Source organism: Rhodococcus sp. C-2 (assembly GCF_027854095.1).
GTDB lineage: Bacteria > Actinomycetota > Actinomycetes > Mycobacteriales > Mycobacteriaceae > Rhodococcus_F > Rhodococcus_F qingshengii.
Map to the genome: position 1 here is coordinate 93,767 of NZ_JAQGFI010000003.1, position 19,496 is coordinate 113,262.

Genomic DNA, 19,496 nt, shown 5'->3' on the forward strand with positions numbered 1-19,496 from the left:
CGGGTCACTTCCCCTCGGTGGTGGGTGCTGCCGCTGCCGAACCTGCCACAGCACCCTGGAGGTCGAAGATCACGTCACTGCCCTTGATCGGCTGCTGGATCACCTTGTTGTCGGCGAACAACGTGGAGATCGATTCGAGGTCGGTAGCGTCGGCTGCAGTCGGGTAGCGGAAGTTGGTGATCTGGCCGCCCAGGGTGATCGCGTCGTCGAGTCGCTGTCCGGAGAGTGCGCGCGGACCGGTCTGTTCGAAGACGTTCTCGAATGCTGCCGGGTCGGCCTGCTGCTTCGCGGTGAGTTCCTGGGTGACCTCGAGGAACTTCTGGACCACTTCGGGATGCTCTTCGAGTACTACGGTGCGGCCGGCGATGATGGTGCTGTCCACGGAGTCGATGCTCGCCTCGGTTGCGATCTCGACCGCGCCCTTGGCCTTGGCCTCCTGATACGGAATCAGGAACGATGCCCACGCGTCGACCTGCCCGGTGGAGAACGCCGACGCCGCGTCAGCCTGTTGCAGCGGAACACGTTCGACGGAATCGATCGGCACTCCGGCCTGTGTCAGAGCCTTGAGCGTGATGTACTCGCCCTTGCCTGCAGGGTTGACGGCAATGCGCTTGCCGGCCAGATCTGCGACGGTCTTGATGCCGGACTCCGGAGTGGCGATGATGCCGGCCTGGTCCTTGTTGTACGGGTCGGACGTGGCGAAGATGCGGACACCCACGTCCTTGGACAGTGCGCCGACGACGGGACTGTATGCGCCGGTTTGGATGTCGAGTTCACCGCTGTTGAAGAGTTTGAGGTTGGAGCTGAATCCCGGTGTGGTCTTGACCCATTCGATCTTTGCGCCCAGCGGTGCCAGCGCCTCGTCGTAGGTTCCGTCACGCTTGCCGACGGCGATGGCACCGGAGTTTCCGGGATCGAAAACTTTGAGCGTGAAGTCGGCGCTGGAATTGCCTGCGGCGCTGTTGGAATCGGAAGACCCACACGCCACCGCCAACCCGGCCAGCGGGATCATGGCGAGCGCAGCGGCAGCTCGTGGCAGTCGGCGGAAGCGGGACATGTATGTGGCTCCTTCAGGCGTTGAATCGTCAGAACTGACGACGATGACGCTATTGGGTGCTTGTCCCTTTTACCCCCGTTTGTTTTCTGGAGATTGGAAATCTTGACAACATCGGAAGTCTGTTCATCTGGGCTTTTGTAGGTCCACGTTCGGTTCCTTTCCATCTGATGGAAAGGATGGCCGGACTGCTGGGTCCGTGTTAGCGTCCGATTCTCAGGTCGATCAGGCCACAGCGAAAGGATCGTTCGTGACGGACGCACGCGGCGCGGGAGTTCAGACGGTAACCCGTGCCCTGACCATGCTCACATGTTTTCGCAGTGGCGAAGAACTGGGAGTCTCGGAAGTTGCGCGGCGACAAGAGCTTGCGGTCAGCACCACGCATCGATTGCTGCAGTCGCTCGTCGACGCGGGATTTCTCGAGAAGGACGACGCAACCAGTCGGTATCGCATCGGCGCGGCGCTGGCGGCTTACGGACAGGTCTCCTACCGGCAGCATCGGATCTATCTGTCCGAGCCCTATTTGGAGCAATTGGCCGCGACGACAGGAGCATCCGCCTCCCTGGCAGTGCGAAGCGGAAGTGAGGTGGTGTTGCTCGGATTCAGTCGGTGGCGCGAGGCCGACGGGCACGTGCTGCAGGGTGTCCGCCTTCCCTTGCATGCGAGCGCACTGGGGAAAGCCTTTCTGGCTTGGTCCGATGTCGACGATTCCGAGCTGGCTGCGCTGCCACGTGAAGCGACCACTCAGCGTGCGATCACCGATGTCGCCGGTATCCGCCGGGAACTGGAACTGACTCGTGAGCGAGGATACGGATTCAACGACGAGGAGTTGACCCCGGATTTCCGAACGGTCGGAATTCCGATCATCGATGGATCCGGCACTGTGCGTTACGCTCTCGGGCTTCGTGGTCCGGTCGAGCTGATGATCGACGAACGGATTCCGTTTCTCGCCGACCTTGCCAAGGTGACTGCACGACAGATCGGTGAGGTCCTTCTCTGACGTGATGTGAAAGCGCTTGTGGCAGATCCGGCCGAGCGTGATTACCGTTGAAGTCGAGGGCGCGATCGCACAATGGCTACGCGACGTGACCGCGTCCTCGCGAGCGTGGAGACGAGTGATGACGACGATCGGTGTCGTTGCCCTGTTGCTGGGCGTCCTGTTGATCGTGGTCGAGGCGCATGCCCCAACCGCGGGGGTGCTCGGTGCGCTTGGAGCACTCATGATCGGTGCCGGCGTCTGGATGCTCTTCACATCCGACGGTATCGGCCAATTGATCGCGATCCCGGTGACGGCGGGGGTCGCGGTAGTCGGCCTGGACGTGGTGGCGGTAGCGAGTCGAAAAGCGCTTACCGCGCGCCGCGCTCCCGTGCGTACGGGGACGGAATCTCTTGTCGGCTCGGACGCGACCGTTCGCAGTTGGACCGGTGCGCAGGGTCAGGTCGAGCTCGACGGCGGATTATGGCGTGCTCGAATGGAATTCGGGTACGACGATTCTGTGCCCGCCGTGGGCGAATCCGTCGTCGTAGAGCAGGTTCGAGGCCTGACTCTGAAAGTGCGCCGTCGTGAACCGTGGGAGCTGCCGCTATGACCACCGTGCTTGTCGTGTTGTCCGTGGTTGTCGTGCTGATTGCAGTCCTTGTGGGCATGTCGGTGAGAGTTCTGCGCGAGTACGAGCGCGCGGTGGTGTTCCGCCTCGGTCGACTGATCACCTTGAAGGGTCCTGGTCTGGTGATTCTGGTGCCGGCGATCGATCGCATGGAGCGGGTCAGTCTGCGAACCGTCACGCTGAAGATACCGGTCCAAGAAGTGATCACTCGCGACAACGTCCCCGTGAAGGTCACCGCCGTCACGTACTTTCGGGTCGTCGACGCTGACCGTTCGATAGTCGAGGTCGAGGATTTTCTGGCCGCCACCTCACAGATCGCCCAGACCACACTGCGCTCCATTCTCGGTAAAGCTGAGTTGGACTCGCTGCTCTCCGAACGTGAACGGCTCAACGAGGACTTGCAGAAGGTAATCGATCAGCAGACCGAGCCGTGGGGAGTCAAGGTCACGACCGTCGAGATCAAGGACGTCGAGATTCCGGCCAACATGCAGCGCGCCATCGCCAGGCAAGCAGAGGCCGAACGAGAGCGGCGAGCCAAGATCATCAACGCCGACGCCGAGTTTCAGGCTTCGGCCAAGCTCGCCGAGGCGGCCGAGGTGATCAGCCGCAATCCGACCACCCTGCAGTTGCGTTATCTACAGACGCTTCACGAGATCGGTAGTGAGAACAACTCCACCGTTGTCTTCCCCTTGCCGCTGGATCTTGTCCGGCCCTTTATCGGTGGCGGAGTTGCGGCAACTCCCGCGACCCAAGAACCTGCCCGTTTCGTCTGGAATGCGAAAGTTGTTGATTAGCATCTAGTTTCGGTTACCATCCCTTGTATTCGAACTTTGTTCGATTAAACTTTGAGCATGGACAGTCGGGATGCGTGGCAACTGGATGGTGAGGACCTCAAGGGTGAGGTTCTGGATCTGGTGCGTGTCCGGCACGAGTTGCAGTCGCGGATGGTGTTGCTGATCGTGGAGATGTTTTCCCGGGAGGTTCTCGGTGGGAAGGGTTTTCGGGCGATCGCGCAGTGGTTGCATGGTTCGACGAATCTGGAGATCGGTGAGTGCAGTCTGCTGGTCGGGTTGGCGCGGTTGTTGATGCTCGAACCCGTTGTGGGCGATGCGTTTCATCGCGGTGACGTGGATGCGTTGAAAGCCCGTCAGGTGGCGTCGTTTTGTCAGCATCCGCCGAAGAACATGACCCTGGCGGATGTGGACAAGGCTCGCGGGATTCTGTTGGGTTTGGCGTCGAAGAACATCGCCGATTGTGATGCGGTTCGGGCAGCGATTCGGCGGATCGAGAAGCAGTACGGCAAGCGTGAGGACGGTGTTCCGGTGGGTGAGGATTCGGAGCGTAACGAGTTCTATGCCTCGAAAGGTTTGTACGGGCGGGTGTCGGTGAAGGGTGATCTGGATGCGGTGAACGGGGCCCGGTTGATCACGTTGTTGTCGAGTCTGTCTGCGCCGACGCCGGAGAAGGACGGCGTCAAGGACACGCGTACTCCGGCGCTGCGGCGGGCGGATGGGTTTTGCGAACTACTGCGGCGGTATGAGCGGGCGGGGTTGGGTCCGATCGAGGGCGGGGTGAAACCGCACATCACGGTGACTGCGTCGGCGAAAGACATGACAGACCTCAAAGCCTTGAAGGATATGTTGCCGTCGACTCAGGAGTTGGGTTTCGCGTGGGCGGATTGGGTGGGCCCGATCAGTATCGATACCGCGCGGATGTTGGCGTGCGACTGCACGATCACGCGGATTTTGTTGGATGAGAGTGGTGTTCCGCTCGACTGCGGTAAGGAAGCGAGAACGGCGACGGTGCCGCAGCGGCGGGCGTTGGCGGTTCGTGATGGTGGGTGTGCGTTTCCGGGGTGCGGGACTCCGTCGGGGTGGTGCGATGCCCATCATATTGTTCACTGGAACGATGGTGGCCCAACGGATCTCGACAATCTGATCTTGTTGTGCGGTCATCACCATCGGACGCTGCATCACACGGAGTGGCGGGTGGAGATCGGTCCGGATCGAAAAACGGTGTTCTATCCACCGATGTCGGTTGATCCGTATCAACATCCGATCGGCGGGAACAGCCCACCTACAGCAGCCTGAACGGGCGCAACTGAATACGTACACACCGGGGCTTAGCCATGCCCCGGTGTGTACGGCGTGTGCGGTCAGAGCATCGTCGAGATATGGTCCGGCAGCGCGACACCGGAGTCGAGATCCTCGGACGGGATCGGTTCACCGAAGTGCGTAGCTGCGGGAACTACTCCAGCCCAGACGGTTTCGATACCGATGTCGGCGGCATCGTCACCGGGGCCGCCGGTGCGAGCCTTGACGGAAGCCTCGTACAACGGCAGCGCAAGAACGATGGTTGCCGCCATTTCCTTGCGCGTGTGATCCCGCAAGTGTTGGGAACGTCCGGGAACCACCTGGTCGACGATCAGATTCAAAGCCTTCACGCGTTCGTCGCCGTCGGTCACGACTCGAGGTGATCCGATGATGACGCCGCTGCGGTAGTTCATCGAGTGGTGGAAGCCCGACCGAGCCAACACGAGCCCGTCGAGGATCGTGATGGTGATGCAGATTTCGCTGTCGGGAGCCAAGCTCCGTGAAGCGACTGAACCGTGAACATAAATAGATCCGCCGCGGTCGGGGCCGTCGAGGTCGAACCCGTAGGCGGTGGGAAACACCATGGGAACTCCGCCGACGGTCACACCCATGTGGCACAGCTTCGCGGACTGCAAGACGTCGACGAGTGCCGCGCGTTCTGCGACGCCGTGGTGGCGGGCGCGCTTGTGCGTCGTACGTGCTGTCGGGGACAGCGGAACAGGTGCAGTGGGGGCAGGAGCAGGGGCAGCAAAGACAACGGAATCTGTCATGCAGACAATGCTGGTGGCAAAGTGGCTTCAAGTCATGGTCCAATCAGTGGAGACTTCGATAGGCCACTTCGATTTGCCACTTCCGGGAGGGTTCTGAATGTTTCTGCCTTCGGCGGTAGCCGTCGTCCTCGACCGGACAGATCGGCGGGCGCTCCCGGTCCAGATTGCCGACCACCTCAGAGCTGATATCCGCAGTGGTAAGGCGGCAGTGGGTCTGAGGTTACCCAGTTCCCGGAAGCTGGCGGCGGAGCTCGAGGTGGCGCGGGGCGTCGTGGAACGGGCGTATGAGCAGTTGATCGCCGAGGGTTGGCTTGTCGCTGTGCACGGCTCAGGCACCTTCGTTGCCGAGGCGCCCTCCCCCATGGTCACTCCCACGACTACACCGAAGAAGGCCGCCGACAAGATGTCACCCAGGGTGCAGCTCCGGCCGGGCGTGCCGTGGACGCCACCGCGTGCATCGGCAGCGTGGCGGCGGGCGTGGCGTGACGTCGGGTCCAAACCACCACCTTTCGAGGATCCCGATCCTGCGGGTGACTACGAATTGCGTTCGGCACTATCGGAATTACTGGCAAGAGCCCGCGGAATGTCGGTTGAACCCGAGAGAATCCTGATCACCTCAGGTGCCACGCATGGTCTCGGCCTCGCCCTGTCGGCTCTGCGTACCCGTGGTGCTGTTCTGGCGATGGAAGATCCCGGATACCGGTATGCGTCCTCGGCCGCTACAGCCTGTGGATGGTCGCTGCTCGACGTGCCCGTCGACGCTCATGGTCTCTGTGTCGACCAACTCGAAACTGCGTCGGAGAGCGTCCGTGGCGTGTATGTGACACCGTCCCATCAGTATCCGACGGGTGGGCTGCTTCCGGTAGGTCGGCGCAACCAGTTGATCGAGTTCGCCCGCGTCCGCGACGTCGTCCTGTTCGAGGACGACTACGACTCCGAATTCCGTTACGACGTAGCGCCTTTGCCTGCGCTTGCCCAGTTGGCTCCTGATCGGGTGGTGTATCTCGGAACAGTTGCCAAGACGCTCGGCGCCGGAATTCGATTGGGCTGGTTGGTAGCTCCCCTCGACCTGGTTGACCGCATAGCAGTACACCGCAAGCGAATCGGCGACTTCCCGTCGGTTCCGCTGCAGCAAGCACTCCTGTCCCTGCTCCGTGACGGCGAATGGGATCGAGCGGTGCGTACCGCCCGGCGCAGGTACCGGGAGCGTGATCGGGCGGTCGAGGAAGCGCTGTCATCGTTCGGTGAACTGCGGGGTCTCGGCGCCGGCATGCACACGACGCTCATGCTCGACGCGGATCTGGCAGCCGCCGTCGCTCGCGAGGCACTTGAACACGGCGTCGAAGTGCCCACCCTGGTCGAGTCCACCCGAACGCACGGAGACCCCGGCGGATTGGTCATCGGCTACGGACGGGTGGAATCCGCGGACCTCGAATATGCGCTCGAGGTGATAGCCGAGTGCCTCGCACGTCACAGCGCGTGAAGTCTCGTTGATCGGGAGTGCGGCAACGGATGGGCGTGGTCCAGTTCTAGCGTCTGCTCGTGACGATCCGAAGCCAGACCTTTCCGCACCTGCTCGCACCAGGCACCATCGGCCCGATGACCGTGCCCAATCGCGTGGTTCTCCCTGCGATGGACATGAACCTGTGTGAAGACGGGGAAATCGAAAAGGGCGACATCGACCACTTCGTGGCGCGTGCAGCTGGTGGAACGGGTCTGATCATCACCGGTTGCTGCGCTGTTGCGTATCCGCTGGGCTGCACCAGCCGCAAGGAACCGGGGCTTTCGGAAGACCGGTTCATCCCCGGTCTCAAGGCGTTGGCCGACGCAGTCCACGACGCAGGCAGCAAGCTCTGTGTGCAGATGACACACCACGGCAAGGTGGCGCGCATCGATACCCTCGACGGCCGACCGCAGTTGGTCCCGTCCACGCCGAAGCCGCCGGGTGACATGAGCGCGATGGCCGATTGCACGCCAGAAGAACTGGGCAAGATGGCTGCCATCAACGAGGGCAAGAGGGCTACGTACCACGAGGCAACCAAGGAAGATCTTGATTGGCTGGTTCGCATGTTCGCCGAGGCTGCCGGACGGGTGAAGGCGGCGGGCGGCGACGCCGTCGAGATTCACTGTGCCCACAACTACGTCCTCGGAGCGTTCCTGAGTCGGTACACGAATCAGCGCAGCGACGAGTACGGAGGTTCCATGGAGAACCGTGCTCGCCTCGCTTGTGAGGTCATTCGGGCGGTCAAGGAGGAGGTCGGTGGTGCGCTCGCCGTCATCGTGCGTCTGGCCGGTCAAGAGTACGGCGAAACCGACGGGCTGACGGTCGACGAGGCTGCTGCGGCCGCGAAGATGTTCGAAGAGGCCGGCGCTGACGCCATTCACGTCACCGGTACCGCGCTGAATGCTTTTGCCAACTTCACCGACGGCCCCCTGCCCGACAAGGTCGGCTACTACACCGACAATGCAACGCGAATCAAGCAGGCGATATCGATCCCCGTGATCACGGTCGGACGTATGCTCCCCGAGGTCGGCGAGAAGATGATCGCGGAAGGTCGCACGGACTTCGCCGCAATGGGCCGCCAGCTCCTGGCCGATCCACAGTTGGTGAACAAACTCAAAGACGGTTTACCCGAGCGGGTTCGGCCTTGCATCAATTGCTACGTCTGCGTGCAGGAGAACTTCTGGGACGAGACCCCGCTGTGCGCGGTGAACCCTGCCCTGGGCAACGAAGCGCTTCTCCCCTTCGTTCGGACCAGCACTCCGAAACACATTGTTGTGGTCGGAGCGGGCCCCGGTGGTCTCGAAACGGCTCGCGTGGCCGCTGAACGTGGGCACCGAGTCACGGTGTTGGACAAATCCGATCGCCTCGGCGGCACCCTGTGGTTCTCGAGCCTCACTACCCCGGACAACGGGCGTCTGCTCAGCTGGTTGAAAGTGGAAATCGAGCGTCTCGGTGTCGATGTTCGACTGAAGACCGAAGCCTCGGTTGCCTCGATCCGGGCACTGAACCCCGACGCCGTAGTCGTGGCCACCGGTGCGGTTCGTGAGCGGCCTAGCGTTCCGGGCGGTGATCTCCCGCACGTGCACACCGGTGATTCGTTGCGCGCGTTGATGACCGGAGCGGGAGACGTCTCACAGGTACCGCCGTTCCTGCGGACGATGGCCAAGTTGGGCAAGCTGTCCGGTATCACCAAGAGCCCCGCGGCGATCCGAGCTGTGACCCGCAAGTTCCTGCCCATGGGTAAGGACGTTGTCGTGATCGGTGGTTCGCTTGTCGGACTCGAGCTCGCGGAGTTCCTGGCCGAGCGAGGTCGCAATGTGACGCTGATCGAAGAAGGCCAGCAGTTGGGCATTCCGATGGCGATGCCGCGCCGCTGGACGGCGGTGCGGCACGCCAAGCATGTCGGCGTGAACATTCACCGCAATTCAACGGTGCAGCGCATCACCAAGGAGCACGTCGAATTCCGTTCCGGTGACAAGACACTGACCGCTCCGGCCGACATGGTTGTCGTCGCCTCGGGAGTGTCGGCGCAGGCGCCACTGGCCGACGCTCTGATCGGCGTCGTCTCCGACGTGCACGTGGTCGGTGACGCGGTGAACGTCGACTACATCGAGGGCGCGATGCACACGGCGTGGAAAGTCGCGATGGATCTTTGACCCATCCCCTAGGTAGCGCTTTGTGCCGCAACGATGTCCGGCCACCAGCGGGCCGCGACATCGGGGTGCGCACGTAGTCGACTCTTGAGGGCGTTCGCCCCGTAGGAATCGTGGATCGGGTTGTTCGCGTCCACGGTGACGCCGGTGGCGCGCGCCGCGAGCTCGGGCGGTAGGTCGAACTCCGGGATCTGCGCTGCGTAGTTCGGGTTGAAGAAGAACGGCACCGAGATACGTTCACCGTCGCCCTCGGGTGAAACTACCCGGTGCACAGTCGCTTTCAAGTAGCCACCGGTAGCGACCTCGAGCAGTTCGCCGATGTTGACCACCAGCGCCCCGTCGATCGGCGGCGCGTCGATCCAGTCGCCGTCGTGCTCGACCTGCAGACCGCCTTTGCCCGGTTCGACATAGAGCAGAGTCAGCACACCCGCGTCCTTGTGTCCGCCGACGCCCTGGGAGCCGGCACCTTTCGGGCGGCCCGGGTAACGCACCACCTTGATGAGGATCGACGGATCGTGAGCGAACGCGTCGTCGAAGATGTTCGCATCCTGGCCCAGGGCTACCGCCCATTCGCGTAAAAGGCTCAATGCGATCGAGGTGAGTGTGTCGTTCCACTCGGTGATGACGTCGCGAAGTTCGGGAAGGGCGTCGGGCCACTGGTTGGGGCCCTGCAGGATCGCCCAGGCCGGTGAGGTGTCGGTGCGCTCGGCCGCGGGCTGTTCGGCCCCGATGTCGATCTGCTCGCGCCAGTCCTGCTTGCCTTCGGTCAGTTCGCCGCCGAGCCGGGTGTACCCACGGAAGTGCGGGCTGCGGACGTTCTCGATCGCGAGCTTCTCGGCAGTGGGAAGCGCGAAGAACTCGCGGGCGACGTCGAGGAGGCGTCGCTGCAGTTCGTCGGGAATCCCGTGGCCGACCAGGTAGAAGAATCCGACCTCGTGGGTGGCCTCGCGGAGCTGAGTGCGGAACTGCTCGGCGGTGTCGGGGTTCTGCGCAAGCGACAGATCGAGCACTGGCAGCGACGTAATCGACATGGGGTCCTCGATCCGTGTGATGGTTCTGATGTCCATCATTCCACGCTGAGCGGCACCCGGACCCGCACGGCAATTCGGCAGCCGCAGGCGTGATTACCCGCGCGGATGCGGAAACACCCTGCGGATAACAGAATCGGGGCCTTGCGCCGTTGGCGCAAGACCCCGAATCAGCGTGAACTAAATCAGGCCTCGTCGGCTCCGATGATGAACGCTTCGAGCTCGATGCGAGCCTTGTCGTCGGCCATCTGGACCGGCGGGGACTTCATCAGGTAAGCGGAAGCCGGGTAAACCGGTCCACCGATGCCGCGGTCCTTGGCGATCTTGGCTGCGCGGACGGCGTCGATGATGATGCCGGCAGAGTTGGGCGAATCCCAGACCTCGAGCTTGTACTCCAGGTTCAGGGGAGCGTCACCGAAGGCGCGGCCTTCGAGGCGGACGTATGCCCACTTGCGGTCGTCGAGCCACTCCACGTAGTCCGAGGGACCGATGTGGACGTTGCGGTCGTGAACCTTGCCGGCAAGTGCGCCGGTCAGGTTGGACGTCACGGCCTGGGTCTTGGAAACCTTCTTGGACTCCAGGCGATCACGCTCGAGCATGTTCTTGAAGTCCATGTTTCCACCGACGTTGAGCTGGTAGGTGCGGTCCAGCACGACGCCGCGGTCTTCGAACAGCTTCGCCATCACGCGGTGGGTGATGGTGGCGCCGACCTGGCTCTTGATGTCGTCGCCGACGATCGGGACGCCGGCGTCCTTGAACTTGGCAGCCCACTCCGGGTCGGAAGCGATGAAGACGGGCAGGGCGTTGACGAATGCAACGCCTGCGTCGATCGCGCACTGTGCGTAGAACTTGTCAGCGTCGTCGGAACCGACGGGCAGGTAGGAGACGAGGACGTCGACCTGAGCGTCCTTGAGTGCCTTGACGACGTCGACGGGCTCGGCGTCGGACAGCTCGATGGTCTCGGCGTAGTACTTGCCGATGCCGTCGAGGGTCGGGCCACGCTGAACGGGAACGTCCAGGGGCGGGACGTCGGCGATCTTGATGGTGTTGTTCTCGCTCGCGAGGATCGCCTCGGAGAGGTCGAAGCCGACCTTCTTGGCGTCGACGTCGAACGCAGCGACGAACTGCACGTCGCGGACGTGGTACTTACCGAACTTGACGTGCATGAGGCCGGGGACCGTCTGGGTCTCGTCGGCATCCTTGTAGTAGTGGACGCCCTGAACCAGGGACGAGGCGCAGTTACCCACGCCCACAATGGCTACGCGCACCGCGGTGCTGTTCTCACCCATGGTCGGGTTCTCCTTCTTTCCGGGATGTTCCTGTTGTCGATTGCTCGGCTGCGATCAATTCGTTGAGCCAACGCACTTCGCGTTCACTCGATTCGAGTCCGAGCTGATGGAGCTGACGGGTATAGCGGTCCAGCGATCCGCTGGCCCGACCGACGGCCTCGCGGAGCCCCTCACGGCGCTCCTCGACCTGGCGTCGCCTCCCTTCGAGGATCCGCATCCGCGCTTCTGCGGGGGTGCGGCTGAAGAAGGCGAGGTGAACGCCGAAACCGTCGTCGGTGTAGTTCTGCGGCCCGGTGTCGGCGACCAGTTCGGTGAACCGTTGCCGACCTTCCGGAGTGAGCTGGTAGACGCGACGCGCCCGACGCTTGAGCGTGCCGGTGGCAGTGTCGACGTCTTCTGAGATCAATCCGTCGGCTTGCATGCGCCGCAGTGCCGGGTACAGCGATCCGTACGAGAACGCGCGGAATGCGCCGAGCAGACCAGTGAGCCGCTTACGCAGCTCGTATCCGTGCATCGGTGACTCGAGGAGCAGCCCGAGGATTGCGAGTTCGAGCAACTGACAAACCTCCCGAGTCGTTGAACCTAACCGCTTGATGCGATAACCAACTATATCGCGCCGATATATAAAACCACACTGCGGACCGATACGTGTACCAGGGTGTCACGGCTAGATCAGGGGGTGAACGGGTAGATCGACATGATTTCGCCATCGAGGGCAGCGGTCAGGTACCCGCTCTCGTCGAGGTCGTTGCCAACGTGAATCTGGATGGTCGGAACATTTTCGGTGCTGTCGACAGAGACGTACCGAGTGGTCGGATTCTGCACGGAGGTGGTGGTTCCGGCGCCGTCGAGCAGGGCGATCACGATGCGAGGATCGAGCTGTCTGACGTCGATCTGTGTCACGTCGGGTTCGCGTGATCCTCCTGAAGTCGTGTCCTCGAGGTCGCCTCGGTAGTAGCTGTCCAGGCTCTTGCGCGGCGCGGCAGGATCGGCGCGCGTTACGCGTGCATAAGTGGGATAGATGGTCATCTCGTCGACCAGTCCGCTGCCGTACTCCGTTTCGATGGCATGGAACATCGCCCCCAGGCCGTCGACGGTGTGTAACTGTGGCTCGGGGCTCGAGAAGATCGTGAAGTCGGACGCGGCGTATTTGATTCCGAAACCGACAGCCGAGACCAGTGACAGAGCGATGATCACAAGGGCGATCAAACGCGTGTCGAGCGAAGGTTCTTTCCGGAGAACAGGCAGAGACGCTTCGGTCTGCAGATCGGACGTCAAATCTTCGAGATCGCCGAGAGTGACTGCCACCGCGGCGAGTTCGGTCAATTCGTCGTGCTCGGTCGCCGTGAGTTGTCCGTCGGCGAAGGCGGAGTCCAGCACTGCGCAGGTAGCCTCGCGATCGGCATTGCGAGCGCGGGTGGTCCTGGTCAGATCGTTCGGCATGTCCGGGGCCTATCGAGGAGTGAAGGGAGACAAGCGGATCGGGCGGCCATCCGGGGTCAAGTCCATTGAGCCGCTCGCGCCGAGGTTGTTGCTGGCGTAGATGGAGACGCGTGGATCGTCGCTCGACGAACTCATGCTGATGTGTGTGATCTCGGCGTCGGGGACGTTGAGATTTGCGGACACTCCTGCCAGATATCCGGCGAGTTTGTCGATGTCGACGGCAGCGAGGTCGAAGGTGACGGTGCTGGCTGCTCGAGTCGACGTGCTGTCGCGTGGTGTGAAACCGCCTCGAAAGTCGATGTCTTCCTCCAGGTTCGGCGAGACAGCGGCGGCGCGAGTGACGCTTGCATAGCCGTCGTAGAAGTTGGCGGAATCGATTATCGTCGTGCCGTACTTGGCGCTGTATCTGGTGATGAATTCCCCGATCCCGCTTGCGGTGACCGTGTTCAACGTCGAACTCACAATGGGGGCAAGCGGTTCGACGTTTTCGGCTGCCGCCGGTGGAGGCGGTGGGGGTGAAGGGTCGGCGGACAAGGTGAGGTACCCGATCAGGCCGGCGAAGGTAGTCGATGCGGCTGCGAGGTACCAGATCTTGTCGATACGGCGAACTTTGGCGACGGCGTTGCGCAGCGTTGCTTTCTGCAGATCGCGGACCAGTAGATCGAGCTGGCCGAGGGTGGTCGCGGTCATGGCCGCAGCCGTCCGGTTCGCGTGCTCGTCGACCGTGATCTGGCCGTCGGACAGAGCCGTATCGAGAACGGCGCAGGTATCGGAACGGTCGACGTCGCGCGCACGGGTGCGCGTAGAGGTAGTAGTCGGGGACCCACTCACCGGCTCACCCTAGCTCCCGTACGGGTAGGAACGAGAGATCTCGCCCCACGGCGTGACCTCGATGCGTCCTTGGTGGCCGAGTCCGTTCTCTGCATAGATCGCGATCTCCGGGACGCCGTAGTTCGCGTCCACGATCAAGTGGGTGATCGCGGCGTCCGAAACATTGACATAGTCGCCGATGTTCACCATGTACGGCGCGAGCTTGTCGATCTGGATGGAACCGAGGTCGAAGGTCGGCTGGCCCGTTCGCCGCGGAATGGACGTCACTTCCCTCTCGAAGCCGTCGCGAAAACTGATGGACTCGGTGAGAGCGGGAGCATCGGGGACCGCCCGGCTCACTGATGAGTAGTCGCCGTGGAAGCTGGCGTCGTCTACGAACATGTCACCGAACTCTTCTCGATACCTCTCGATGAATGCGCCGATTCCTTCCGGCGTCAACGTGTCGATGTGTGCGATCAGGATCGGTTCGACGGTCGGCTCCGGCACCGGGGTGGTGGTCGGCAACGGCGGAGCGAGGGAAGTAGTGCTGGCATAACTGGCTGTGATGTCTTCCGAGGGCGTCAACGGTGACCGACTCCACGCCACTGCTGCGATCGCGCCGACGACGATCAGAGCAGCAGCACCGACGAACACGGCCTTTCGTGCCGTCGACGTCCGAGGCACCGTTTTGGTCTCGATCTTCGGCACCTGCAGATCGTTGACCAGGCGTGCGAGTGCGAGCAGGGTCTTCGCGGACTTCGCCTTCTCGGTCCGGTCGAAGTAGTCCTCCGCGCTCAACTGCCCTTCGGCGTACGCGGCGTCCAACACATTGCACGTTTCGACGCGATCAAGATCACGAGCGCGCGTCATCGGAGAACGAGAAGACTTCACAGGAAGTGATCGTAATGGCTGGTCGCCATGCCCCCAGCCCCCGAAATGTGTTCATCGTGACCCTCCCGAACCGTCCGTCGCGGCACGGACGCACGTACGCTGGTCAGGTGCGGATACAGCGGCAAGTTGTGGACTACGCGCTCGCGCGTCGGTCTGTGCTGGCCGAAGTGTCTGCGGGTCGGACCGACGTCAAGCAGGTGTGTGACGCCGATCCGTACCTACTCAGAGCCGCGAAGTTCCACGGCCGGGGCAGCGACGTCGTCTGCCCCATTTGCCGCAAGGAACAGTTGACGCTCGTGTCCTGGGTGTTCGGCGACAAGCTCGGTCAGGTTTCGGGATCGGCCCGAACCTCGGACGAGCTCGCTCGGCTTGCGGAAACAGCAGAGGAGTTCACGGTGCACGTTGTAGAGGTGTGCCGTACCTGCAGTTGGAACCACTTGGTGCAGTCCTATGTGCTCGGCGCAGTACCTGCGCCGCCGCGACCGCGGCGAGCACGCCCACCAAGCCGGCGCACCGCCAGCGAGTAACGCCACACCCGAAGAAGGGCCCGATCGAAGTCTGCACGTGATCGGTCCGTGACCACTGGAGATTTGATTCGTGAGTTCCCCCAGCAACAACAACCCGGGCGGCAACAACCCGGGTGGCCGTCCCGTCGGTCCCAACCGTCCCGCCGGACCTCCTCAGGGTCGTCCGCCGCAGGGACGTCCCATGGGCCCACCACCGCAGGGACGCCCTCCGATGGGTCCGCCCCCTCAGGGTCGTCCGCCGCAAGGTCGTCCTATGGGACCCCCGCCCCAGGGTCGTCCGCCGCAAGCCCGACCTTCGGGCCCGCCTCCTCAGGGCCGCCCCGCCGGTCCCCCTCCTCAGGGTCGTCCGCCGCAAGGCCGACCTGCCGGCCCGCCGCCTCGAGATCGCGCCGTAGGCGCTCAGGCGAACGAACCGACCCAGCGCGTCGCGGCAGCAGCAGCGACCACCCGTAGCAACGCGGGCACCCGCCCGCCGGTCGGACCTCCACCGACGAAGCCACCGACAGGTGGCTCCGGTGGCGGTGGCAACGACGGACAACCCCCGAAGGGAAGTAAGAGCACCGTGAAGAAGAAGTCCAAGTGGCGCACAGTTCGCCGCTCGGCCTACGTCTTGGTGGCGCTCGGTCTTGTTCTGCCCGTCCTTGCCTTCATGGCGGCGTACATCGTGCAGGACGTCCCCAAGCCCGGTGACCTCAAGACCAATCAGGTGGCGACGGTCTTTGCCGCCGACGGCACCACGGTGATCAGCACTGTCGTCCCGCCAGATGGCAACCGCGTCGAGGTCTCGCTCGATCAGGTACCGCCGCACGTTCGCAACGCTGTTCTGGCCGCAGAGGACCGCGATTTCTACTCGAACCCGGGCTTCTCGATCTCCGGTTTCGCACGCGCGGCCCGAGACAACGTCCTCGGTCGCGACAGCGCCGGTGGTGGCTCGACCATCACGCAGCAGTACGTCAAGAAGGCGCTTGTCGGCTCGGAGCGTTCGCTGACGCGAAAGATGAAGGAACTCGTCATCTCCTCGAAGATGGCCAACGAGTGGTCCAAGGACGACATCCTCGCCGCGTATCTGAACACCATTTACTTCGGTCGCGGCGCATACGGCATCGGCGCAGCATCCAAGGCTTACTTCGGTAAGCCCGTCGACCAGCTGTCCATCGAAGAAGGCGCCGTCCTGGCGTCGTCGATCCAGCTTCCGTCGCTCCTCGATCCCGAGACCAACCCGACCGGCGCGAAGTCCCGTTGGGATTACGTGCTCGACGGCATGGTGTCCGCCGGCACGCTGGATCAGGCCGCGCGCACGCCGATGCAGTACCCCGCCTACATCCCGCTCGCCCAGGTCGACAACAGCAGCCAGGGCTCGACCGGACCCGAAGGCCTGATCAAGCGTCAGGTGCTCAAGGAGATCGGCGACGCTGGAATCAGCGAGCAGTTGCTCAACACCGAGGGCTTGCAGATCACCACGACCATCGACCCGCAGGCTCAGGCCGCAGCGGTCGAGGCAGCCCGTTCCAACATGGAGGGTGAGCCGGAGAATCTGCGTACCGCAGTTGTCTCGGTCGATCCGAAGACCGGAGCCGTCAAGGCGTACTACGGCGGTGAGGACGGCGCGGGATACGACTTCGCGAATGCCGGACTTCAGACTGGTTCCTCGTTCAAGGTGTTCGGCCTCGCAGCCGCCCTGGATCAGGGAATCCCGCTCTCGCAGATGTATGACAGCTCACCGCTGACCGTCAACGGCATCTCCATCGGCAACGTCGAAGGTGAAAGCTGCGGCACCTGCACCATCGCAGAGGCGCTCAAGCGTTCGCTGAACACCAGCTTCTACCGTCAGATGCTCAGCCTCGACGGCAACGGCCCGCAGGAAATCGCGGACATCGCTCACAAGGCAGGCATCCCGAAGGACATCCCGGGCGTCGGCCCGTCGCTCACCGAGGCTGACGGTTCCGGCCCCAACAACGGCATCGTGCTCGGCCAGTACCAGGCCCGCGTGCTCGACATGGCGTCGTCGTACGCGACACTCGCCGCGTCCGGTACGTATCACGCACCGCACTTCGTGCAGAAGGTCGTCGCGGCCGACGGCACCGTGCTGCTGGACCGCGGCGCGCCCGCCGGTGAAGACCGCATCGACGCTGCCGTGGCGGACAACGTGACGGCTGCGATGCAGCCGATCGCGGCGTACTCGCGCGGCCACAACCTGGCCGGCGGACGTCTGTCGGCGTCGAAGACAGGTACTGCGCAGCTCGGTGACACCGGAGCCAACAAGGACGCGTGGATGGTCGGCTACACGCCGTCTCTCTCGACCGCGGTCTGGGTCGGAACTCCCGACGGTGAAGCGATCACCAACTCGGGCGGCGCGATGATCTACGGCTCGGGTCTGCCTTCGGACATCTGGAAGGACACGATGGACGGCGCCCTCGAGGGCACCGACAACGAGAAGTTCCCGACGCCGGGCAAGATCAACGGTCAAGCCGGTGGTGTTCCGGAGTACACGGCTCCCGCACCGCCCAAGACGTCGGCGCCGCCGACCACCGCACCGACGACGACGGAAACCACTCCGCCGCCCGTGGTGACAACGACGCAGGTCGAGGTTCTGCCGGGCATCACGATCCCGATTCCGGGCATCTCCCGGCCGACGACAACCACGCCACAGGTACCAGGGGCAGGCGAGACCACCGAGGAAGAACCGGCAGGTGTGAGCCCCGGCCAGTAGTTGGAGGGTGGTCGGTTCGAAAGACGGTAACCTCGCGGAGTGGCCGCGAATGCTGATGATGCCGAACCGACCTCCCCCGCTCCGCTGGCCGAAGATCTTCGTTCGGCGGATTGGCGGGACGTTCCCAGTCGCAACGACGCGATGGTGTCTGCGCTGTCGGGAACCGTCGGCGGTCCGGTAGGTCGTCACGCACTGATCGGGCGCACTCGCTTCTTCACACCGATGCGAGTGATCCTTCTGCTCGCCGTGGTGTTCTTGGCTTTCGGCTGGTTCGCCAAGGCGGGCTGTATTCAGCAGGCGCCGGTCGGCGAGAGCGGGCAGGTCGGCCTCGACTGGAGTGGCAGCCGTCAGTACGTGGCGATGTGTTACTCCGATACCGTTCCGCTGTACGGAGCCGAGCGCCTCGATCAGGGAGCATTCCCGTACAAGACGTCGTGGGAAGAAGTACGCGGCGACGGTTCGATCCAGATGCGGTACATGGAGTATCCGGTCATCTCGGGGCTCTACCAGTACGGCGCAATGAAAGTCGCGAAGGCGTGGGATTCGATCACCTGGCTGCCGGGCGCGATTCAGGTGGCGCTCTATTTCAACGTCGTGGCGTTCGGGTTGGCGTTGGCGTGGCTGGTCACCGTGTGGGCGAGCACCCTGCTGGCCGGACGACGAGTGTGGGACGGCGCTCTGATCGCGTGCTCCCCTTTGGTGATCGTGCACGTGTTCACGAACTTCGATCCTCTGGCGACGGCGTTCGCGGCGGGTGGGTTGTTGGCGTGGGCACGCAAGCGGCCCGTGCTCGCGGGAATCCTGCTCGGCCTGGGCGGCGCCGCAAAGCTCTACCCGCTGCTCCTACTGGGACCGCTCTTGGTCCTGTGTCTGCGCGCGGGCAAGACGAGGGACTGGCTGGTGACCGCTCTCAGCGCGGTCGCGGCATGGCTTGCGGTGAACCTGCCCATTGCCGCGCTGTACCCCCATGGTTGGTACGAGTTCTTCCGGCTCAACTCCGAACGCGGGGCCGATCCGGATTCGCTCTACAACGTGATCGCGTCGTTCACGTCGTGGAAGGGCCTCGACGGTCCTCTCGCACAGGGTGAGTCGCCGTCGAATCTCAACGCCGTCTCTCTGCTTTTGTTCGTGGCCGTCTGCATCGGTGTCGGATACGTCGCCCTGACGGCGCAGCGTCGTCCGCGAGTTGCGCAGCTGTGCTTCCTGTTGGTGGCGGGCTTCCTGCTCACGAACAAGGTGTGGAGCCCGCAGTATTCTCTGTGGCTGGTGCCGCTGGCCGTGTTGGCCTTGCCGCACCGCAGACTCCTGCTCGCGTGGATGACCATCGACGCCCTGGTCTGGGTTCCACGAATGATGTATTACCTCGGTGTGTCCAACAAGGGGCTGCCCGAGCAGTGGTTCACCGGAACCGTCGTGATCCGGGACATCGCGGTACTCGTTCTGTGCGCGCTGGTGCTCCGGCAGATCTACCGGCCGTCGGAGGATCTCGTGCGGTACGGGTTCATCGACGATCCGGCGGGCGGTGTTCTCGATCAAGCACCGGACAAACAACCCGCCTGGCTACCCGGTTGGTTGAAGCCGTCCAAGGCGAAGGAACCGGAACCCGTCGCGGTCTGA

At 63.3% G+C, this 19,496-nt stretch carries 17 protein-coding genes; 9 read left to right on the forward strand and 8 right to left on the reverse strand.

The features are described 5' to 3' along the window. Positions 1-4: 4 nt before the first annotated feature. Positions 5-1,057 carry an NrtA/SsuA/CpmA family ABC transporter substrate-binding protein gene (locus PCS43_RS06985; RefSeq protein ID WP_209910559.1) on the reverse strand — a complete coding sequence of 351 codons (1,053 nt, stop codon included), beginning with the start codon at positions 1,055-1,057 and terminating at the stop codon, positions 5-7. Between the two features lie 247 nt (positions 1,058-1,304). On the opposite strand from PCS43_RS06985, the gene PCS43_RS06990 reads away from it, so the two are divergent. From PCS43_RS06990 to PCS43_RS07005, 4 genes are all read left to right on the forward strand, one after another. Beyond that, on the forward strand, positions 1,305-2,054 hold the full coding sequence (locus PCS43_RS06990) for an IclR family transcriptional regulator (protein WP_209910555.1): 750 nt from the start codon (positions 1,305-1,307) through the stop codon (positions 2,052-2,054). A gap of 118 nt (positions 2,055-2,172) precedes the next feature. After that, entirely contained in the window at positions 2,173-2,643 is a 471-nt protein-coding gene (locus tag PCS43_RS06995) for an NfeD family protein (protein WP_270923019.1), read from the forward strand. Then, positions 2,640-3,455 carry a slipin family protein gene (locus PCS43_RS07000; RefSeq protein WP_030537940.1) on the forward strand — a complete coding sequence of 272 codons (816 nt, stop codon included), beginning with the start codon at positions 2,640-2,642 and terminating at the stop codon, positions 3,453-3,455. The genes PCS43_RS06995 and PCS43_RS07000 overlap by 4 nt, the downstream gene beginning before the upstream one ends. A gap of 57 nt (positions 3,456-3,512) precedes the next feature. Next, complete coding sequence (locus tag PCS43_RS07005; RefSeq protein WP_209910551.1) at positions 3,513-4,751, forward strand: HNH endonuclease signature motif containing protein; 1,239 nt, start codon at positions 3,513-3,515, stop codon at positions 4,749-4,751. Between the two features lie 65 nt (positions 4,752-4,816). Here PCS43_RS07005 and PCS43_RS07010 read toward each other — a convergent pair whose 3' ends face one another. Continuing rightward, the gene (locus PCS43_RS07010) at positions 4,817-5,524 is read right to left on the reverse strand and encodes a pyridoxamine 5'-phosphate oxidase family protein (RefSeq protein WP_161120463.1); all 708 of its coding nucleotides are present in this window, start codon (positions 5,522-5,524) and stop codon (positions 4,817-4,819) included. 97 nt (positions 5,525-5,621) lie between these two features. Between PCS43_RS07010 and pdxR the strand changes: the two genes are divergently transcribed. Both pdxR and PCS43_RS07020 read left to right on the forward strand, forming a co-directional pair. Further along, positions 5,622-7,007 carry a MocR-like pyridoxine biosynthesis transcription factor PdxR gene (gene pdxR, locus PCS43_RS07015; RefSeq protein WP_042448051.1) on the forward strand — a complete coding sequence of 462 codons (1,386 nt, stop codon included), beginning with the start codon at positions 5,622-5,624 and terminating at the stop codon, positions 7,005-7,007. A gap of 59 nt (positions 7,008-7,066) precedes the next feature. Continuing rightward, positions 7,067-9,184: an NAD(P)/FAD-dependent oxidoreductase gene (locus PCS43_RS07020; protein WP_193594736.1), complete on the forward strand. Its 2,118-nt coding sequence runs from the start codon at positions 7,067-7,069 to the stop codon at positions 9,182-9,184. 8 nt (positions 9,185-9,192) lie between these two features. Here PCS43_RS07020 and PCS43_RS07025 read toward each other — a convergent pair whose 3' ends face one another. From PCS43_RS07025 to PCS43_RS07050, 6 genes are all read right to left on the reverse strand, one after another. Beyond that, on the reverse strand, positions 9,193-10,251 hold the full coding sequence (locus PCS43_RS07025) for an isopenicillin N synthase family dioxygenase (protein ID WP_230793187.1): 1,059 nt from the start codon (positions 10,249-10,251) through the stop codon (positions 9,193-9,195). 143 nt (positions 10,252-10,394) lie between these two features. Further along, positions 10,395-11,498 carry an inositol-3-phosphate synthase gene (locus PCS43_RS07030; protein ID WP_003945979.1) on the reverse strand — a complete coding sequence of 368 codons (1,104 nt, stop codon included), beginning with the start codon at positions 11,496-11,498 and terminating at the stop codon, positions 10,395-10,397. After that, positions 11,491-12,054, reverse strand: a complete 564-nt coding sequence (locus tag PCS43_RS07035) for a PadR family transcriptional regulator (RefSeq protein WP_003946014.1) — start codon at positions 12,052-12,054, stop codon at positions 11,491-11,493. Before PCS43_RS07035 ends, PCS43_RS07030 begins: the two co-directional genes overlap by 8 nt. 116 nt (positions 12,055-12,170) lie before the next feature. Beyond that, on the reverse strand, positions 12,171-12,941 hold the full coding sequence (locus PCS43_RS07040) for a DUF1707 SHOCT-like domain-containing protein (RefSeq protein WP_193594737.1): 771 nt from the start codon (positions 12,939-12,941) through the stop codon (positions 12,171-12,173). Between the two features lie 9 nt (positions 12,942-12,950). Further along, complete coding sequence (locus PCS43_RS07045; protein WP_209910548.1) at positions 12,951-13,772, reverse strand: DUF1707 SHOCT-like domain-containing protein; 822 nt, start codon at positions 13,770-13,772, stop codon at positions 12,951-12,953. A 9-nt stretch (positions 13,773-13,781) separates the two neighbouring features. Beyond that, positions 13,782-14,621, reverse strand: coding sequence for a DUF1707 SHOCT-like domain-containing protein (locus tag PCS43_RS07050; protein WP_007735521.1), 840 nt, complete (start codon positions 14,619-14,621; stop codon positions 13,782-13,784). 128 nt (positions 14,622-14,749) lie between these two features. Between PCS43_RS07050 and PCS43_RS07055 the strand changes: the two genes are divergently transcribed. The 3 genes from PCS43_RS07055 (at position 14,750) to PCS43_RS07065 (ending at position 19,496) form a co-directional block, all read left to right on the forward strand. Further along, positions 14,750-15,169 (forward strand): DUF5318 family protein, encoded by a 420-nt coding sequence (locus tag PCS43_RS07055; RefSeq protein WP_042448217.1) that lies wholly within the window; start codon positions 14,750-14,752, stop codon positions 15,167-15,169. A gap of 562 nt (positions 15,170-15,731) precedes the next feature. Further along, positions 15,732-17,879: a transglycosylase domain-containing protein gene (locus tag PCS43_RS07060; RefSeq protein WP_007735524.1), complete on the forward strand. Its 2,148-nt coding sequence runs from the start codon at positions 15,732-15,734 to the stop codon at positions 17,877-17,879. 39 nt (positions 17,880-17,918) lie between these two features. Beyond that, the gene (locus PCS43_RS07065) at positions 17,919-19,496 is read left to right on the forward strand and encodes a glycosyltransferase family 87 protein (RefSeq protein ID WP_064073503.1); all 1,578 of its coding nucleotides are present in this window, start codon (positions 17,919-17,921) and stop codon (positions 19,494-19,496) included.